Source organism: Chamaesiphon sp. VAR_48_metabat_403 (assembly GCF_031422475.1).
Classification (GTDB): Bacteria; Cyanobacteriota; Cyanobacteriia; order Cyanobacteriales; family Chamaesiphonaceae; genus Chamaesiphon.
This window is the reverse complement of sequence record NZ_JANPLS010000279.1, coordinates 1-17992: the sequence shown is the minus strand read 5'-3', so window position 1 is coordinate 17992 and position 17992 is coordinate 1. Positions and strand designations below refer to the sequence as shown.

The window sequence follows — 17992 nt, the reverse complement described above, 5'->3', positions numbered from 1 at the left end:
CGTGTCGGCTAGACTTCGGCTGAGTTGGTGTTACCCTCCCAACCCCCCTTTATAAGGGGGGGCTTATCGGGCTCCCTCCCCTTTATATGGGGAGGGCTGGGGTGGGGTAAAGATCTACGCAGTAACTCAATAGAGTAGATTTAGAATTAGACAGCGTAAGCGTGTTGCAGTGCCCAGATGACTAAGAAAACTATGCCACCTAAGACGATCGTCGAAGAGATCGCGATCGCTACTGGAGTATCGGCTCCTTTAAATTTCATGATGCCGCGATCGAGATCTGACATAATTATTAGTACATAAGAATTAGTGTTGTTCTACTAGTATAGCAAAAATTCCCGATCGACAACTGATTAGGTTTTAGTGGATAGTGGATAGTAGATAGTGGATAGATTTTGGAATAATCCGCTGGCTCCCAGTCCCCCCATCTCCCAGTCCCCCCGTCTCCCCGTCTCCCCGTCCTCCCAAAATTCCCGATCGACAACCAATCGAGCGGTGCTAAGATACGTTAAATCGATGCCAACAATTACCTGTAGGTCGAGAAAAATTGTGGGTATTGCATTAGAAAACATCTCCAAATCCTTTGGGAGCTTCCAAGCTGTCGATCGGGTAAATTTAGAAATCGCGCCTGGTTCCCTGATTGCATTACTCGGTCCCTCTGGTTCTGGTAAATCGACACTGCTCAGACTGATTGCAGGGCTAGAAACACCCGATCGCGGGCGATTATGGTTGGCGGGGCAAGATGCCACCCAGCAGAGCGTTGCCAAGCGAAATATCGGCTTTGTGTTCCAGCATTACGCCTTATTCAAACATCTCACCGTCCGGCAAAATATCGCTTTCGGCATGGAGATTCGATCTATATCTGCCGCCAAAATTGCCACCAAAGTCGCCGAACTGCTGGATTTAATTCAACTTGAAGGTTTGGGCGATCGTTATCCCTCACAAATTTCTGGGGGACAACGCCAGCGGGTAGCTCTAGCCAGAGCCTTAGCCATCGATCCGCAGGTACTCTTGCTCGACGAACCCTTCGGCGCGCTCGATGCCAAGGTGCGAAAAGATTTACGCGCGTGGCTGCGTCAACTTCACGATCTCACGCGCGTGACGACGGTATTTGTCACCCACGATCGATCGGATGCAATGGAAGTCGCCGATAAAATTGTCATTATGAATCAAGGAAAAATCGAACAAATTGGCACGCCTGCCGAGATTTACGACCGTCCAGCAAATGCATTTGTGATGAGTTTTCTCGGCCCGGTAAATATCTTACCCAGCAGCCTAAATATCTTTCAACAAAATGGTTTTGCCGCCACCACACCCAAAATGTTTCTCCGCCCACAAGATATCGCGATTGAAATCACCGCAAATACCACAACTGTCGCCGCCAAGGTCGATCGACTAGTCCATCTCGGCTCGGAAATTCAAGCCGAATTAGCCTTAGCTGACGGTCAGACGATCGTCGCACATCTGACTAAAGAACGCTTTGCCGAGCTTCAATTAGAACCCCAACAGCAGGTATTTGTCAAGCCCAAAGAAGCCAAATCTTTCCCGATCGATTATTCAATTTAGAGATGGGAGTAAATTAATTACATCGTGGATAGGCGATCGATGCTTGTGTATAGCTGCTTGGATTGTTGGATGGATAATAACGGATTCCACCCCGATTATTTCTGACATAGATCTTGCTATTAGCATCTACTTGAAAACATGCAGTTCTAGACTGAAAGCCAACTTTTGAATTGAAGTTAGCTGAAGATCGATTGGTAACCGGACGAACGATCGTCGGACTTTTGACAGTAGTATATCTTGATGTTTGTGCCAAACTAGGCAATGTCGGAACGATCGCGATGGTTCCAGTCAAGCAGATAATCGGTAGGATAAATTTAGTCATCATCGATCGGGATTAGAATATACATCCAAAACCAATGATATTTCGCTAATCTGGCGATTGACTGCGATCGAGATCGACTTGAATAGGTAAGATGATGGTGCGATCGATCTATTGTGACGGCATGTATATCTTGGATACTCGATCGAATGAAGTACATTAGCTAGCCACCAGTCACTTTCACGATCGATAGTCTTCACTAGAATGGGAACCGCTATCCCAAATCCTATAGATGTTAAGGATTTAGGCTTTCACATTATCAAAATGCGATCGCTGGGTAAAAAGATCGTGTAAATCAGATCTAGATAATGCAACTTTTTCGGAATCAATAGCGATCGCGTTGTATGTAGCTCAGTGGGCAATTATTGTAAGCAAGCCTGGGGTTGCATGAAAATAATATCGATCGCAAGTGCTTCATTATTGGTAGCTTTAGTATTGACTAGCTGTACTAATCAAAATACCGAAGTCAAGGTCGGTAGTTCGCCGTCAACTTCAGCAGATACCAATGTCAAGACCGACAGTTCGCCATCAACTTTAGCAACCTCAAAACTGTTTTTATTTACTCGTAATGGTAAATATGGTTATATCGATCGCACTGGCAAGATCGTCATACCAGCTAAATTAGATACCCCTTACGAAAACTCCAATTCAGCAACTCTCGTTGGCGAAGCCTCTCAGAATGAGAATCGCGATGAACTAATTAGCTTCGAGCAAGATGACATCTCTGCAAATATGAGATATGAATTTATGTACAGGCTCGGTCTATATGGACCCAAACCCAGAGTAAGGAGCGATTATTTGTATGGATATAAAAATCGTCGAACGGGAAAAGTTATCGTTCGACCCCAATTTCGTAATGCTGCCGATCGATTCTCTGAGGGACTTGCGTGGGTAATAGACAAACGGGATCGTGTCGGTTATATCGACAAACAAGGTAAGGTAGTTATCTTGCCGCAATACAGCTACAGCGAACCAATCTTTTCCATGTCATTACCAACGGATTATCGCGGTAGCGATTTCAATGGTGGTTTAGCTAGAGTGTGTTCGGCGGGTAAATCAAGCAAATGTGGATATATCGATCGCACGGGAAAAGTTGTCATTCCCTTAAAGTACGATCGAGTTGCTGAGAAATTTAGTAATGGCTTGGCTTGGGTAGAAATTAACGAGGGATATGGTTATATCGACAAAACTGGTAAGATAGTTATTTCACTTCAAAGTTACTCTAGTGCGGATAACTTCGATGGCGATTTAGCTAGAGTGTGTCGTGACAAATGTGGATATATCGATCGTACTGGGAAAGTTGTCATTCCCTTAAAGTACGATCGAGTTGCTCGGAAATTTAGCAATGGCTTGGCTTGGGTAGTAATTAACGAGCGGCTCGGTTACATCGACAAAACTGGTCAAGTAAAAATCCCCATTAAATTTACTTATGATTTTCAACCTTCCAGACCCCGTTACTTTGAAGACGGTCCGTTCGTCGCGATAACGGGCACAGGTTTAGATGTTAATTTCGAGCGCGGTTTGGCAGTAGTAAGGATACCTAAAACTTGTGGATCGAGCGATGGAAAAGATTGCGATCGATTTGGTTATGGTTATATCGATACCACTGGAAAATTAGTCTTTGAATTTTAGATCCGGCGAGTGTTTCTCCGTTAATCGACCTGAAAATGTGCCACTGACCCAGAATAGCTGGTAGCATCGATCGCATATCTACTATTTTAAGGCGACTATATTTATGACTACTGCTGTTCAGACTCCAGCATTCGCCGAGGGAATTCAGTATTTTGGGGAATTACTTCCAGGCTTCGATACTTATGGTCAAACACCCGCAATCGCTGATGGGCAAACATGTATCGCCGATCCGAACGATCTCGCTGCCGCTTTTCAAACTCTGCTCTACGCGGATGCATTGCGTTATCTCACTCTGCAAGTCTGTGCTAGTAAAGCATCGGGACATCCCGGTGGATTTGCCAGCCAAGCGGAAGTCTATGCCTCATTGGTGATGCTCGGACATAAGAATATTCTGACTGAAGTCGGACACCATGCGCCGGGATTCTATAGTGCGATGTTTCTCGATCGATCTCTTGAAGCAATGGGTATCGATACGGTTCAACAATTGCGCGACAAGTTCCGCGAAAAAGATGGGCTGATTGGACACTTATCTGGCTTCATACCCGGCATTCTCGCTCCGGCGGGGCCACTCGGTCAAGGACAACATTTCGCTATGTCTGCGGCGAAATTGCACCCAAATAAATTATTTCCCTTTACTGTCGGTGATGGTGGTTTGGGTGAACCGTATATTATCAGTGCGATGCAGCATTTTCATACGGCATTCCCCCATATCACTAATTTCTTACCCGTGTTGGTGTGGAATGGTTATTCTCAAGAGCATCATAGTATGGTGTCTACCAAAACTAACCAGGAAATGCTCGGTTATTGGCAAGGTAATGGGTTTGAAGAAGTCATTATGGTGAATGCCAAGGATTTCGACGATAAGAATCAGACAGGTGAATATGTCGATAGCACGTTATTCTCACCTGAAAAACGGTTAGCATTTACTCATGCGGTGCTGGCTGGTGTCGATCGAGCCGCCGAATCTGCCCTGAATGGTAAATTAACCGTCTTCATCATCAAACAACTTAAAGGCGCGGGCGTTCACGCCACAGGTTCCAAATCCCATAACCTCTACGCTCACCATACCCTCGATCACGCCGATATTATTACTGGCTTAAAAAATCGCGCCCTCCATCCTCAAGCATGGGAACTAGTGCGGACGAACTGCGAACGCGCTGGCGGCGGCTCATCATCTAAAGTAGCCACCACCGAATCAGTTTTCCCAGTACCCAGCCTTGGCACCCTCCCCCTCGAAGAATACGCAGCAGGCGAAGCCAAAGTATCCACCACCGCAATGGGGCGATTAGTCGGTTACGTCGGGCAAACAGACAAAAACTTTATCGTTACCAATGCCGATGGGAACGAAGCTTCAGGGATTGCCAATATCAACCAAGCCCTGAAAATCATCCACCCCACCACCGACGAATTATACTTCCAAGCACCCGACGGACAAGTATACGAACCCCTCAGTGAAGATGCTTGCGCGGGATTAGCCGCCGGACTTGCCCTCATGGGTGCCCGCACTCTCTGGTGCTCCTACGAATCCTTCGCCATCAACGGTTTACCCATCTGGCAAACCGTCACCCAAGCAATGGCAGAACTCCGCCGCCCCACCCCTTCTACTATCACCCTCTACACCGCAGGCGCACTAGAACAAGGACGCAACGGCTGGACGCACCAACGCCCCGAAATCGAAGCCTACTTCGCCTCAATGATGCGGAATGGCAACGTCTTCCCCGTTTTTCCACCCGATGCCAATAGTATCCAAGTCTGCTACGACTGGGCATTAACCACCCAAAATAAAGGCGTAGTCATCACCGCCAGTAAATCACCCTTACCCATCCGCACCACCTTCGCCCAAACTCGCCAAGGTTTGGAAGATGGCGCGGTAGTCTTGCAAGATACCCATGGAGACAAGCAAGTAGTCTTTGCAGTCATCGGTGACATGACGCTAGCACCAGCGTTTGAAGCCGCTGCGTTTTTAAAAACCGAGGGGATCGGCTCGAAAATTGTCTCGATTATCAATCCGCGTCGCCTCTACCGCCCTAGCGATGTCGCCTGGGATACCTGTAGCGAACCAGACGGTGGTTTCTTGTCCGACTCTAAATTCGCTGAAATCTTCGGCGGCAGTGCCTTAATCGGCGTTACAGGTGGCGCACCTGCGATGTTAGAACCCGTGATGTTGCGATCGACCTCGCCCCGCGATACTTTCGCTTGGAAGCGCGGCGAAACTACCGCTACTGCGGGTCAGTTGATGGCATTTAATGGAATAACTGCTGAAGCTTTATCTAAGCGGGGGTTAGAGTTAGTTAAATAGATTCTGTACATTACACTTATGCAGATTACAACATCCATTCCGATGCCCGATCGCCTAGATCGAGCAAAATACTCACAGCCTTGCCCAATCGGGGCTTTTCAGTAGTTGCTGCGATAAATTTCTGGACTTGGGCGACACTACCCATCGCCGCCAAATAAGAGCCAACGGTATCTAAATGAGCAAGATATTCGGCTTCTGAGAGCGGAAAAGATGCTTGTTCTTGATATTTCCACATCACTTGGAGATAGATTTTATTCGGAGCCTTCCGCATCTGAACGTCATAGGAATAACCCCATTTAGTAACGATAGTCTCTCTAAGTTCTTGTCCAGTCACAATATTAGGTGGATAGTGGATAGCGATCGATTAATCGAAGGTAATACTTAATTTAACCCGATTTGTTAGTGGATTTTGGATTTTGGATTTAAAGAAGCTTGCATCCTTCTCATCCCTATCCCCTTTTCTAACTAGCAACTTGGGTTAATTTGCCTGTATTGCCATCGAGAATTGCATCTACACCGACTGGTAGTGCGGCATTGTAGCCGTCGTGTCCGAAGGGTAGATTGGCGACAATCGGGATCTGAAGATCGGTGAGGCGATCGCGTAGGACCTCTTCTACTGTAAAGCTAGAACTTCCTTCAGGGGGTTCGCATTGACTAAACCTGCCAATCGCAATTCCAGCAACCTGTGACAGCGCGCCAGTCAGCCGCCAATGGGTGAGTAACCGATCGATCCGGTAAGGAGCTTCAGTGACATCTTCGATCGCCAAAATCGTTCCAGTTAAATCTGGCTGGTGTTTGGTGCCGAGTAGATGGGTAGCTACGGTGAGGTTGCAGGGCAGTAATTTACCCCGAGCGATCTTGCCCGCCCAACTATCGCCATGCAGTGGCGGGATCGGTTTCCCCGCCACCAAATCGAATAACCGATCGCGCGACCAATCGGGTTCATCTGATAAAGTAGTAAGTAATGGCCCATGAATCCCCGCGATTCCTTGCTGTGCCAGACTCCATAATAAAGCAGTAATATCGGAAAACCCAATCAACCACTTGGGTGCGATTGTCGGCTCCCACTGCCAATTTTCCAATAACCGCATCCCGCCATAACCGCCCCGCACGCACAAAATCCCCCGACACTCCGGATCTGTCCAAGCCGCCGCTAATTGACTGCGGCGAGTCTCATCCGTCCCGGCTAGATAACCCCAACTCGCCTCGATTTCTGGTGCTACTTCGACCCTAAACCCGCGCTCTCGCCAAATTTCAATCCCCCGATCTAATGCCGTGCGACCTCGCAATTTGCCACTTGGAGCAATTACCCGTAACAAATCTCCACTTTTGAGGGGTAAAGGTGTTTGACAAGGTGCAATCATGGGTATTTATAAGATATGCGAATTGATTTTTACTAGAGCTAAAGATTAGTAAGCGATCGCAGGTTAGAATTTGGATTAACTACTCACTCACATCTTGCCAGATCGCTAGATCTAAGATTCAAGATTAATCCTTGGCTTACTTCTCCTCACCGAGACACTACGCTATGACTTCACTTAGTACGAGTAGTCTATCTTGTGAAGCATCGTTTCCTCATTATTACCCCCATCAATACACCTGAGTTGCCATGATAGCGTAAACTATCGGCAGACTGGAGCCACCCGAACCCCATGACCAACCAACTAGCGGTAAAAATAGTCTGCCAAAATCCTGAATGTCAGGCTCCCAATCCGGCGAGTCATAATTTTTGCGCACACTGTCGAACGGCTATCCCTAAAGTTTATTTATGGGCGGTAGGTGAAGATGCCTCTAGCCTCAAAGCCGGACAGACGTTAGCGAATAATCGCTATGTCGCTGTGAACAATCGAGTATTGCTAGATACAAAACCGGGCTGGCAACCGGAAGTTGTGGAAAAAGTGCCTGAATGGATCGTGCCCTACCTGCGACTGATCGGGCACCGTCCACACGTACCCCAGGTGTACGGTTCTGTGGCTTACAATCGCTCTGGGCGACGGACTAGTACGATCTGGTTGCTCGAAAAAGCCCCGATCTATAGCGAGGGTTTGGGAGCCGCACTGGCGGGTAAGGTGATGCCAGAACTGAGCGAGAGTTGGAAAACCGCCGGATCGATGCGCCAGCTCAATTGGCTGTGGCAAATCGCCAATCTGTGGGACTCAATGGAAGTTGAAGGCGTGAGCCGGACGTTGCTACATCCAGAAGTATTACGAGTCGAAGGTGGCTTGCTACGCGCGATCGAATTGATGCCTAATGGCGAATCGCCACCCAAGTTAGCCGAACTGGGCAAAATCTGGAAGATGTGGCAAAAGCAGGCGCGGATCGGCATCGCCCAAACTTTAGAAAAAATTTGCGATCGGCTAGTTAAAGAAGAATTTACCACGGCTACCCAACTGATTGCGTCGATCGATGAAGCCCTCAGAACGGTTGGGCAAAAACAGTTTCTCAATTGTAACTACATTACCCTTACCCATACCGGGCCGACGCGGGAACAGAATGAGGATGCCTGTTATCCGCCCAGTGGCGATGGACTATATCAAAATACAGGCTACGATCTGAGTCTGGCGATCGTCTGCGATGGTGTCGGCGGTCATCAAGGTGGCGAGGTTGCGTCTAATTTGGCGATCGAAACCATTCACCGTCGGATCGAAACCGTCCTCGATAAGCCCGAAAATCGCTATCCCGATAGTATTAGCATCCAAATCGAAAATTCTACTTGTATTGCTAACGATCGCATCAGTCATCTCAATGACAGCGAGAATCGTCAGGAACGCGAGCGAATGGGAACGACTATGGTAATGAGCCTGATCTACGGTCATGAGGCTTATTTCGCCCATATCGGCGACTCTCGGCTGTATCGAATTACGCGGACTGGTTGCCATCAAATGACCTTAGATGACGATTTGGCAACTAGAGAAGTTCGGCTCAGTGGGGTATTATACCGAGAAGCCTTGGGGATGAGTTCTTCGGGTTCGCTCTATCAAGCTCTGGGGATGAATTCTTCGAGTTCGCTCCATCCCAATATCCGCCGCACGATCGTCGATGAAGAGTGTATCTTTTTACTATGTTCCGACGGTGTGAGCGATCGCGATCGGGTCGAACAATACTGGCAGACTGAAATTTTACCCGTATTAGAGGGAAAAGTCGATCTGGCTACTGCTTGTCAGCGGACGATCAACATGGCAAATACTCACAACGGACACGATAACGCCACTGTCGCCCTGGTACATTGTCAAGTCAAACAGCCAGTTGAAGCCGGACAAAATACCACGCTCCAAGATTTTCCTGCCGATGTGAGTACTTACGTCCATACCGATACCCTACTGCTCAGTAGTCCCGAAAGCAATGCTAACGGGGGTGCTCGCCAGCAGAGCAGTCCGGTCGATCGATCGGTAGCTACGCCGACCGCTAATAACACACAGCCCATCCTGCTAGCCATCGGTGCGATCTTGTTGATGGCCATCGGTGCTGGTGCCTGGTTCTTGTCGCAAGAAAATTCGAGCGCGCCGCCAGCAGATAGTTCCAACCCTACTGCAATTCCTGGCGCGACACCACCAGATCGCGATCGTCCCGCTCCGCTGCCTCCTGGTGCGCCGCCACCTAATTAACCTAATTTGCTAGTTACTCGATCGTAGATGGGGCGGGGTGGGAGGATAGGGAGGATTTATGCGTCATCCTTTACCCCACCTCAAACGAAGTCCAGCCGACTTGTGTACACACTGTAGGGTGGTTGAGCGGAGCCGTTGGCGATAGCCTGCCGTAAGCACAACCACACCCCCCGCACTCCCGCACTCAAAAACTCTCAACAGCGATCGGGTCGATAATACCACCTCCGAGGACGATATCGCCGTCGTACCAGACGGCAGCTTGACCGGGGGTAATGCCAAATTGGGGTTCGTCAAATACTAGTTTAACTTTATCCCCTGTTAGCGGAATCACGCTGACAAGTACGGCTTCAGATCGATAGCGCACCTGAACTTCCGCCCGAATCGGCGTAGTTGGTTGAGAGATCGATACCCAGTTTACCCGATCGACAGTACATTCGCTCCCATGAGTTTCCTCGCGCGATCCGACGACAACTCGATTTTTGAGTGCGTCGAGGGCAACGACATATAAAGGTTCGGGGGCGGCAATGCCAATCCCGCGCCGTTGGCCGATCGTGTAATGATGAATGCCCGCATGTTGTCCTAATACCGTGCCTTGCGTATTGACAATTTCACCAGGACGTTCGCTGATATATTTATCTAAGAACGTCTTCATCGAGCCGTGTTTTTCAACTAAGCACAAATCTTGACTTTCAGGTTTATCAGCGGTAGAAAGATTCAAACCCGCTGCGATCTCCCGTGTTTGGGTTTTGAGCGTATCTCCTAGCGGAAACATAGTTGCAGCTAAAATGTGTTGTTCGAGATCGTAGAGAAAATAAGTTTGATCCTTAGATCTGTCGATCGCCCGTCGTAATTGATATCGTTGTAAATTATCGTCGTAAGTAATCCGGGCATAGTGTCCGGTGGCGATATAATCGGCTCCTAACTCAGCTTTGGCATAGGCTACCATCGGCCCAAATTTGACCGCCTTATTGCACTGAGAACAGGGCAATGGCGTGATGCCAGCTTCATATCCCGCTACTAAATAATCGATAATATACTGCTCGAAAGTATCGCGACTATCGACAATCTGATGCGTAATTCCCAACTGTTCGCAAATTTTAGCCGCATCGACCATGCCTTCGGAGCAACATTGACCTTTACCTCGCATCAACCACAGCGTCAGACCGATGACATCATAACCTTGCTGGCACAAAATCGCAGCGGCAACCGAACTATCAACCCCTCCAGAGAGTCCTACTACAACTTTTTTCATAGCTGGCAACATCGCACTTTTACTTATAGTTTGCCTATTTCCTAAGTTAACACTTCTCGATCGTCTTTGACGCAGCCGATCGCTTGTTGCTAATTTCGATCGGCTGCGGGGGAATAATGAATGAAGATCCGGTCGATCGTCCGCACTAACTGGGGAACATCAAATTATCGCCGCACGTCGTCAAAGCCAGAACGGATTGCCAAGGGTCGCAACTCAGCTCGATCTTGCATCAATCGAGATGGTTAGTTCCTAGTTCAACCCGTTGGCATTTGTTTCCAACAATCTCAGCCACTGAATTGTCTTAGCGCGACGATCGCCAGAAGGTACGATAAAACACTGAGGATAAGAACCACCTCTAAGCCTTAAACTAGATTGTTAGACTATCGAACCGATCGCCACTAAAATATATAAATTTTTTATGAAAACCGCTAGTTTACAAACTTATATCTACAAAGGTCTCATCGTTGGATTAGTGCCAGTACTCGCGATCGTCAATCTCCAGTCAGTAGGTATGGCAACTCCCGCAACTGCAAATAAGTCAACTGCGCCAGCAAAAAAGGATCTGACGACTAAAATTAGCATCGCAGCTCCGAGTAAAGCAGCTAAAACTAAAGCTCCCGCGAAAGCTCCTGCCAAGCCGAAAGCCGCACCAGCCGCTTTTTCTAATAATAATAATTTTGCCGATTCTTACACCCTCGGTGCTGGTGACAGATTGCGGATCGACATTTTTAACGTTCCTGAATATAGTGGCGAGTTTTTTGTCCTTGGCGATGGTGCGATCAATCTGCCTGTAGTTGGTGCGATTCCAGTGCAAGGATTGACGGTTCAAAAAGCATCTGCTTTGCTGACATCTTACTTCTCTCGCTACGTCAAACGTCCGATCGTCACGATTAGCGTTCTGGCTCCTCGTCCCGTCCAATTTGCCATTGCTGGCGAAGTAACCAGATCCGGTTCTTATACCGTGCCATTTTCAGGCGACAACCGCAAATTCCCGACTGTCAGCCAAGCCATTCAACTAGCAGGCGGTACCACTCAAACCGCTAACTTACGTCAAGTACAAGTGCGGCGCGCTGCTACTGGTAGAGTCGCGATCGTTAATATTTTTGATGTACTCCAACGGGGTAATACTTCTCAAGACATCACCCTCCGCGATGGCGATACTATTTACATCGCGCGGGCTGAAGGCGTAAATGCTGCCGATCGATTGCGCCTAGCAGGTTCTAACCTTGCCAACCAAGATGCTACCGTCAAAGTTGCCATCTTAGGCGAAGTGGGCAAACCAGGTACATATACCCTCAAGGGCGACACTGCTGGTACCGCCGGACGCGTCACGCCACCCACACTCACTGAAGCTATTAAAATAGCTGGTGGTAGTACCGCTTCGGCAGATCTCACGCGCATCCGCGTGCGCCGGAATACCCGGACGGGTGTCGGTCAAGTATTACCGATTAACTTACTCAACTTGCTTAAAGCTGGCGATTTCGGTCAAGATATCATTCTCCAAGATGGCGATACGATTCTATTACCGACAGCCAATGAAATTAATACTGCTAACAGTAGTCTAGTTGCTGCTTCCAACCTCGGCCCTCAAGCAATCAGTCCGCCAAAAGTAGTGGTCGTCGGTGAAGTAAATCGTCCAGGGACTTACACAGTACAAGGTGCTGGTAATACCACTAATAATAGTACTCAGTTGACTGGGACGGTAGCACTACCAACTGTAACCAATGCCATTCAAGCCGCTGCTGGCATCAAACCCACCGCCGATATTCGTCAAATCCAATTGATTCGGACGACTCGTTCTGGCGAACAAAAAATCGCGCTCAACTTGTTTAAACTGATTCAACAAGGCGATACCAGTCAGGATATCATTCTGCAAGAAGGCGATCGAATTTTTATCCCAATCGCTCAAAATCCCACTGCTCAGGATGTAGATTTAGTCGCATCTTCGACATTCTCACCCGCAACGATCAGAATTAATGTCATCGGTGAGGCTGCTGGTGGTGCTGGTGGCGGTAACCGCGAAGTACCGTCTAATACTACGCTCAATCAGGCAATTTTACTGGCTGGTGGCTTTAATAACGTTCGGGCTAACAAAAATGAGGTGGACTTTATCCGACTCAATCCGAATGGTACCGTCACCAAGCGATTAATCAAACTCAACTTTGCCAGAGGTATCGATGCAGAGAGCAATCCTCGCCTCCAAAACAACGATACGATCGTGATCGGTCGGAATAACCTGACGCGGATTGGCGACGGCTTCAGCACGATTCTCACGCCATTTAACGGTCTGTTAAATATCTTCAGATTCTAAGATCCTTAGTTGCAAGGTTTAAAGGGTAAAGGGTAAAGGGTAAAACCTACTCTCCTTTACCCTTTTTCTATTTCTCTATTTTGGACATACTCCCTTCCCACTCAAGAAATAGACATTTGTGATTCACTATTCACTATTCACCATCCACCATTCACCCTTACCCTAGATGTCTAATTTGTCACTGGGAAGGGAGTATCTTCACAAGTGGTTGGTGCTGGCGATATTTACCCCGATCGATCCAAACTGCAACTAGCTACTAAAGTAGCGATCGGGGATAATAAAGATCTGAGTATCGATCTGTTGAACTTGCCATGAATACGACCAATTTGCGAGATCTGTACCAACAGGTCATTCTCGAACACTACAAAAAGCCCAAACATAAAGGTAAAACTAATCCGATCGATCGGTATCAAAAAGGGCACAATCCATCTTGTGGCGATACGATCGAACTAACATTAGAACTCGATGCCAGTGGCGAGCGCGTTACCGATGTCAAATTTGAAGGTGAAGGATGCGCGATTGCCCTGGCTTCGGTAGATTTAATGGCGGGAGCTGTGGCTGGTAAAACGATCGATGAAGCTCTAGAATTAGTCAGTATTTTTCAAAGCATGATGAAAGGGGAAACTGAATTTCCGAAAGAGCAACGCAAGCTTAATGTGATGAAAGGAGTCGCGCAATTTCCCGTGCGAATTAAATGCGCCAACCTCGGCTGGCATACTCTTAAAGCCGCTCTTTTAATGACAGGCTCCGCCAAACTCGCCGATTTTGTTACCAACGAAGCAGAATAGTTAATTTAGGGAATAGGGAATAGGGGATAGGGGATAGCGAAAAGTACATCATTGGGGTGCGAAGCTGGGAGAGATAAACTTCCCTTTCAAACGTAGCTTCTTTGCCCAAGAGAATCACCTGTTCGAGATAGTTTTCAACTATCTCGAACATCAAATATTCTATCTCCTATCCCCTATCCCCTACCCCCTATCCCCTATCCCCTATCCCCTATCCCCTAATTAAATGATTTCAACAGCCGATTTCTTTAAATACTTTCAATGGTCGGGAATTTTGACGCTAGCTTTTGCCGTGTTGACGATCTTGGCTTTAGTCCTTAAATGGGGTTTTAAATTTCGCCTCGTCGGTGCGACCGGATTTATGGGAGTGCTGACGGCGGGATTATTTGCATTGAGCCTAGTCCCGATCGTCCATACTAATGTCCCTGGTGCGCTGCATTACTCCTTGATTTATGATAACGGTAGCGATCGCGCGACGATTGCCGTCCGGATGCCAATTAGCGAAACAGGATTAGATGCCACTTTACGTCAAGCAGCCGCCGATTTATACTCTTACGGTCGATCGGGATCGATCGACAAACAACTCAAAGTCCGCGCCAGAACTGTCATCCATCCGCGCCCTGGTATTTCCGAACCATTGGTATTAGGTGAAGTAACCCGTTCTCTTGGCGGCGGCGAAGATAGCCAATTAGAGGTCAAGATCGATCGCGACAATTTGCTGAAAGTAGCTCGAACTAATTCCTTGAAAGCCTAAATAGGGCTTACTGAAAAAGTTAATCAGTGGCATTTAATTGGATCGAGCGTTGTTAATCGATCTAATTGAATCCATTCACTGTTGGACGAATATGTGATTGTGTAAAGCCAACTATATCTATGATTCAAAAAAAGTAAGTAGGTTAGGTTACTATCTCTCAACCTAACCTACTTGCTTTTTCTAATGCTTACAAGCTTCGCGAATAGATGCTAAACCAACGCGATAACAAAAATCACCAAACCCTTCACCTGGCTTACGATCGCGCTTGAAATATTCAAACATTGGCGTGAAGAAAGCCTCCAGATCGTTGATGTGCATTCTGTCTGTATAAACCTGCGCCAGACGAGTCTGTGCGGGACAGCCAGCCAACCACACTTGATAACTTTCAGGGAAACTACCGACAAAGCCGACTTCTGCCATGTAGGGACGCGCGCAACCGTTGGGGCAGCCAGTCATGCGGATGACAAATTGCTCTTCAGGTAAGCCTAATTTGTCCAGGAGGACACGGAAACGCTCGTTGACGCTAGGAGCCACCCGCTCGGATTCGGTGACCGCTAAACCGCAGGTAGGCAGTGCTGGGCACGCCATTGAGTAGCGGACGAGGGTATCGATTTTGGTGGGATCTGGTTCGACTCCATTATCGGTTAAGATTTTGTCGATCGCAGCTCGATCGGCTGGCTCGATGTCGTAGATCAACACGTTTTGATGGGGAGTCACGCGCATCGGGATTTGATACGTCTGCACGATTTCTTTCAATGCGGTGCGGAGTTTAAAATCGCCGTCATCTTTAATCCGTCCATTAACGACTGAGATGCCTAGAAATACCTTACCGTCGCCTTGTTCGTGCCAACCTAAAAAGTCGATATATTTAAAGGCGGGAAGTTGCTTGAGGGGTTGAATTTTTTTGCCATAATATTCTTCAACTTTAGCTTTGAATTTAGCCACACCCCAATCGTGAATTAGGTACTTCATCCGCGCGTGACGGCGATTGGTACGATCGCCATAATCGCGTTGGGTAGAGACGATCGCTTTAACTAGATCGTAGATATTTGCTTTAGTTACATAGCCGATCGGATCGGCAATTCGGGCGAATGTTTCTTCTTTATTATGGGTGCGCCCTAAACCGCCGCCAGCATAGACATTAAAGCCTAATAATTGGCCTTTAGCATTAGTAATTACGACCAATCCTAAATCTTGAGAGAAAATATCGATCGAGTTATCGCCAGGTACAGTAATGGCAATTTTAAATTTGCGGGGCAGATATTGAGTCCCATAAATTGGTTCTTCGCCTTCCGCAAACAGCGCGCGATCGACATCTGCTTTTAGTGCTACTTTAACTTCAGCAACAGGCTCGCCAGTGATGACTTTTTCGCCATCTAGCCAGATATCATAATAGGCACCTGTATGGGGTGTGAGTAAATCCGCAATGCGATCGGCATAAGTCAGCGCATATCTATATTCTGGCTTATTCTTGAAGGGGGCTGGAGGTGCCATGACGTTGCGGTTCAAATCGCCACAAGCACCCAGGGTGGAACCCAAATTATGGACGATGGCATCGATGGCTGGCTTGAGATTTTTCTTGAGAATGCCATGCATCTGAAAACCCTGGCGGGTAGTCGCACGGATGGTTTCGTTCCCATAGTCGCTCGCCAATCGATCGAGTGCCAAGTACAATTGAGGTGGGATAAAGCCGCCCGGATTGCGCGTCCGCAGCATCATTTGGTAATCTTTTTCGGCACCTTTAACGCGATTATCCCGATTATCCTGTTGATAAGATCCGTGAAATTTGAGGATCTGAATTGCATCTTCGGTGAAATAATTTGTATCGAGTAGTAACTCGCTGGCAACAGGTTCCCGCAGATAGTTACTATCTGTCTTTAAATGTTCTACTTTAGCGAGCTTCTTGGGCGTGGAAGTGGTAACCATACTGAGTTTAAGGATACTGGCAGGCGGAGATCTAGTCTATAGCAATCCTAAGTAACTTAGATCTATTGTCTATTTATTTTAACGCTCCTACGATTCGCCGTTTTGGTAGGAAGTCTAAAATAAATGTCGAGGTTCCCGATTTGTACTTGCTATGAGTGTAAAGCAGATCGACATGATTGAGGCGGCTTATACTAAGCTATAAAAGTCGCAATCGATCGGTACTTAATGGATGACTCTCTGGATTTCAGGCGGTATGCGCCAGCCACCGAACGCAATCGCGAACCAATTCTGGCAATTTTACAGCAAGTATTACCGCCGACGGGCACGATTCTCGAAATCTCTAGCGGTACGGGCGAACATGGAATATTTATGGCTCCCCAACTCGCACCGTGCTATTGGCTCCCCTCCGATCCCAATCCCGATGCTAGAGCGAGTATCGCTGCTTGGCAACAGTTCGCACCGTGCTATAATATGTGTCCCCCGATCGATCTCGATGCCAGTAGTCCTGAATGGTTGGTAGAATCAAAAGAGCCAATTACCGCGATCGTGAATATTAACATGATTCATATCGCTCCAAAATCGGCTTACTTGGGTTTATTTGCTGGCGCAAAACACGTTCTGCCTATAGGTGGTATCTTGTACTTATATGGCCCTTTCAAGCAAGGTGGAGTCCATACAGCCCATAGTAATGCTGCTTTCGATGAAAGTTTGAGAAGTCAAAATCCAGCATGGGGCGTTCGAGATTTAGAAGAAATCGTCACTGTCGCTCACAGCAATCACCTAGAACTTCAACAAGTTTACCCGATGCCCGCTAATAATCTTTCCGTTGTCTTCAAAGTGGTTGAATAATATTTGACTTAGGCGGAGATCTACCCACCCCGCCCTACGGGCACCCCTCCGAGGAGGGGATTTACCCCTAGCCCCCTTGGGTATAAAATCCCCTCCTCGGAGGGGCGAATCAGCCGCAAGGCTGATTCGGGGTGGGTAGATCTCCGCAGCACCTCCATAAATCCCCCAATAGCTAATGACTGCTAATACTGACTTTCTCGCTCATCTCAATCCTTCCCAACGGCGTTCCGTCGAGCATTATTGTGGAGCCTTATTAGTAGTCGCAGGTGCGGGTAGTGGCAAAACTCGCGCCCTCACCTATCGAATTGCCAACCTCATCCGCACCCATCGCGTCGATCCCGCTCATATTTTAGCAGTTACCTTTACTAATAAAGCTGCTAAAGAAATGCGATCGCGAATCGAACTATTATTCGCCCAGCAACAATCCGAATTTAAATTTGGTAAGCCGTGGGGTGCTTTAGATGAGTATCAACAAACGCAACTGCGATCGCATATTTACAAGACAATTATTAAAGATCTCTGGGTTGGCACCTTTCACGGCTTATTTAGTAAGGTGTTGCGATTCGATATCGAAAAATATCAAGACGATAAGGGACGGACTTGGAATAAAAGTTTTTCAATTTTTGATGATGCCGATTGTCAAGGTTTGGTCAAGCAAATTGTTGTCAAGCAGTTAGATCTAGACGATAAGAAATTC

The 17992-nt window shown here is 47.5% G+C and carries 17 protein-coding genes; 10 read left to right on the top strand and 7 right to left on the bottom strand.

Annotation, left to right across the window (positions count from 1 at the left end; genetic code table 11):
* Positions 1-146 precede the first annotated feature (146 nt).
* Positions 147-284 carry a hypothetical protein gene (locus tag RMO79_RS13135; RefSeq protein WP_295616451.1) on the bottom strand — a complete coding sequence of 46 codons (138 nt, stop codon included), beginning with the start codon at positions 282-284 and terminating at the stop codon, positions 147-149.
* Positions 285-546: 262 nt separating this feature from the next.
* Between RMO79_RS13135 and RMO79_RS13130 the strand changes: the two genes are divergently transcribed.
* Complete coding sequence (locus RMO79_RS13130; protein ID WP_310483613.1) at positions 547-1563, top strand: TOBE-like domain-containing protein; 1017 nt, start codon at positions 547-549, stop codon at positions 1561-1563.
* A gap of 13 nt (positions 1564-1576) precedes the next feature.
* Here RMO79_RS13130 and RMO79_RS13125 read toward each other — a convergent pair whose 3' ends face one another.
* Together RMO79_RS13125 and RMO79_RS13120 are read right to left on the bottom strand one after the other, a co-directional pair.
* Entirely contained in the window at positions 1577-1888 is a 312-nt protein-coding gene (locus tag RMO79_RS13125) for a hypothetical protein (protein ID WP_310483612.1), read from the bottom strand.
* Positions 1885-2082, bottom strand: coding sequence for a hypothetical protein (locus tag RMO79_RS13120; protein WP_310483611.1), 198 nt, complete (start codon positions 2080-2082; stop codon positions 1885-1887). The genes RMO79_RS13125 and RMO79_RS13120 overlap by 4 nt, the downstream gene beginning before the upstream one ends.
* Positions 2083-2269: 187 nt before the next feature.
* On the opposite strand from RMO79_RS13120, the gene RMO79_RS13115 reads away from it, so the two are divergent.
* Both RMO79_RS13115 and RMO79_RS13110 read left to right on the top strand, forming a co-directional pair.
* The gene (locus RMO79_RS13115; RefSeq protein ID WP_310483610.1) at positions 2270-3514 is read left to right on the top strand and encodes a WG repeat-containing protein; all 1245 of its coding nucleotides are present in this window, start codon (positions 2270-2272) and stop codon (positions 3512-3514) included.
* Positions 3515-3617: 103 nt separating this feature from the next.
* Complete coding sequence (locus tag RMO79_RS13110) at positions 3618-5813, top strand: phosphoketolase (RefSeq protein WP_310483609.1); 2196 nt, start codon at positions 3618-3620, stop codon at positions 5811-5813.
* A 25-nt stretch (positions 5814-5838) separates the two neighbouring features.
* Here the strand turns inward: RMO79_RS13110 and RMO79_RS13105 are convergent, their stop codons facing one another.
* Both RMO79_RS13105 and RMO79_RS13100 read right to left on the bottom strand, forming a co-directional pair.
* Positions 5839-6147: a DUF3067 family protein gene (locus RMO79_RS13105; RefSeq protein ID WP_310483608.1), complete on the bottom strand. Its 309-nt coding sequence runs from the start codon at positions 6145-6147 to the stop codon at positions 5839-5841.
* Positions 6148-6274: 127 nt separating this feature from the next.
* On the bottom strand, positions 6275-7177 hold the full coding sequence (locus RMO79_RS13100; protein WP_310483607.1) for an LD-carboxypeptidase: 903 nt from the start codon (positions 7175-7177) through the stop codon (positions 6275-6277).
* Positions 7178-7465: 288 nt separating this feature from the next.
* Between RMO79_RS13100 and RMO79_RS13095 the strand changes: the two genes are divergently transcribed.
* Positions 7466-9418 carry a protein phosphatase 2C domain-containing protein gene (locus RMO79_RS13095; protein WP_310483606.1) on the top strand — a complete coding sequence of 651 codons (1953 nt, stop codon included), beginning with the start codon at positions 7466-7468 and terminating at the stop codon, positions 9416-9418.
* Positions 9419-9602: 184 nt separating this feature from the next.
* On the opposite strand, the gene mnmA is transcribed toward RMO79_RS13095, so the two are convergent.
* Complete coding sequence (gene mnmA / locus RMO79_RS13090) at positions 9603-10670, bottom strand: tRNA 2-thiouridine(34) synthase MnmA (protein WP_310483605.1); 1068 nt, start codon at positions 10668-10670, stop codon at positions 9603-9605.
* 120 nt (positions 10671-10790) lie between these two features.
* On the opposite strand from mnmA, the gene RMO79_RS13085 reads away from it, so the two are divergent.
* The 4 genes from RMO79_RS13085 to RMO79_RS13070 all read left to right on the top strand — a co-directional run bounded on the left by RMO79_RS13085 (position 10791) and on the right by RMO79_RS13070 (position 14520).
* The gene (locus RMO79_RS13085) at positions 10791-10916 is read left to right on the top strand and encodes a hypothetical protein (RefSeq protein WP_310483604.1); all 126 of its coding nucleotides are present in this window, start codon (positions 10791-10793) and stop codon (positions 10914-10916) included.
* Between the two features lie 172 nt (positions 10917-11088).
* On the top strand, positions 11089-12981 hold the full coding sequence (locus tag RMO79_RS13080; protein WP_310483603.1) for an SLBB domain-containing protein: 1893 nt from the start codon (positions 11089-11091) through the stop codon (positions 12979-12981).
* A 311-nt stretch (positions 12982-13292) separates the two neighbouring features.
* The gene (gene sufU, locus RMO79_RS13075; protein ID WP_310483602.1) at positions 13293-13769 is read left to right on the top strand and encodes a Fe-S cluster assembly sulfur transfer protein SufU; all 477 of its coding nucleotides are present in this window, start codon (positions 13293-13295) and stop codon (positions 13767-13769) included.
* Positions 13770-13992: 223 nt separating this feature from the next.
* Complete coding sequence (locus RMO79_RS13070; RefSeq protein ID WP_310483601.1) at positions 13993-14520, top strand: Ycf51 family protein; 528 nt, start codon at positions 13993-13995, stop codon at positions 14518-14520.
* A gap of 180 nt (positions 14521-14700) precedes the next feature.
* On the opposite strand, the gene sir is transcribed toward RMO79_RS13070, so the two are convergent.
* Entirely contained in the window at positions 14701-16446 is a 1746-nt protein-coding gene (sir, locus tag RMO79_RS13065) for a sulfite reductase, ferredoxin dependent (RefSeq protein WP_310483600.1), read from the bottom strand.
* Between the two features lie 225 nt (positions 16447-16671).
* Between sir and RMO79_RS13060 the strand changes: the two genes are divergently transcribed.
* Positions 16672-17295: a DUF938 domain-containing protein gene (locus tag RMO79_RS13060; protein WP_310483599.1), complete on the top strand. Its 624-nt coding sequence runs from the start codon at positions 16672-16674 to the stop codon at positions 17293-17295.
* A gap of 175 nt (positions 17296-17470) precedes the next feature.
* Positions 17471-17992: ATP-dependent helicase (locus RMO79_RS13055; protein WP_310483598.1), on the top strand; the 522-nt coding region annotated here is incomplete at its 3' end.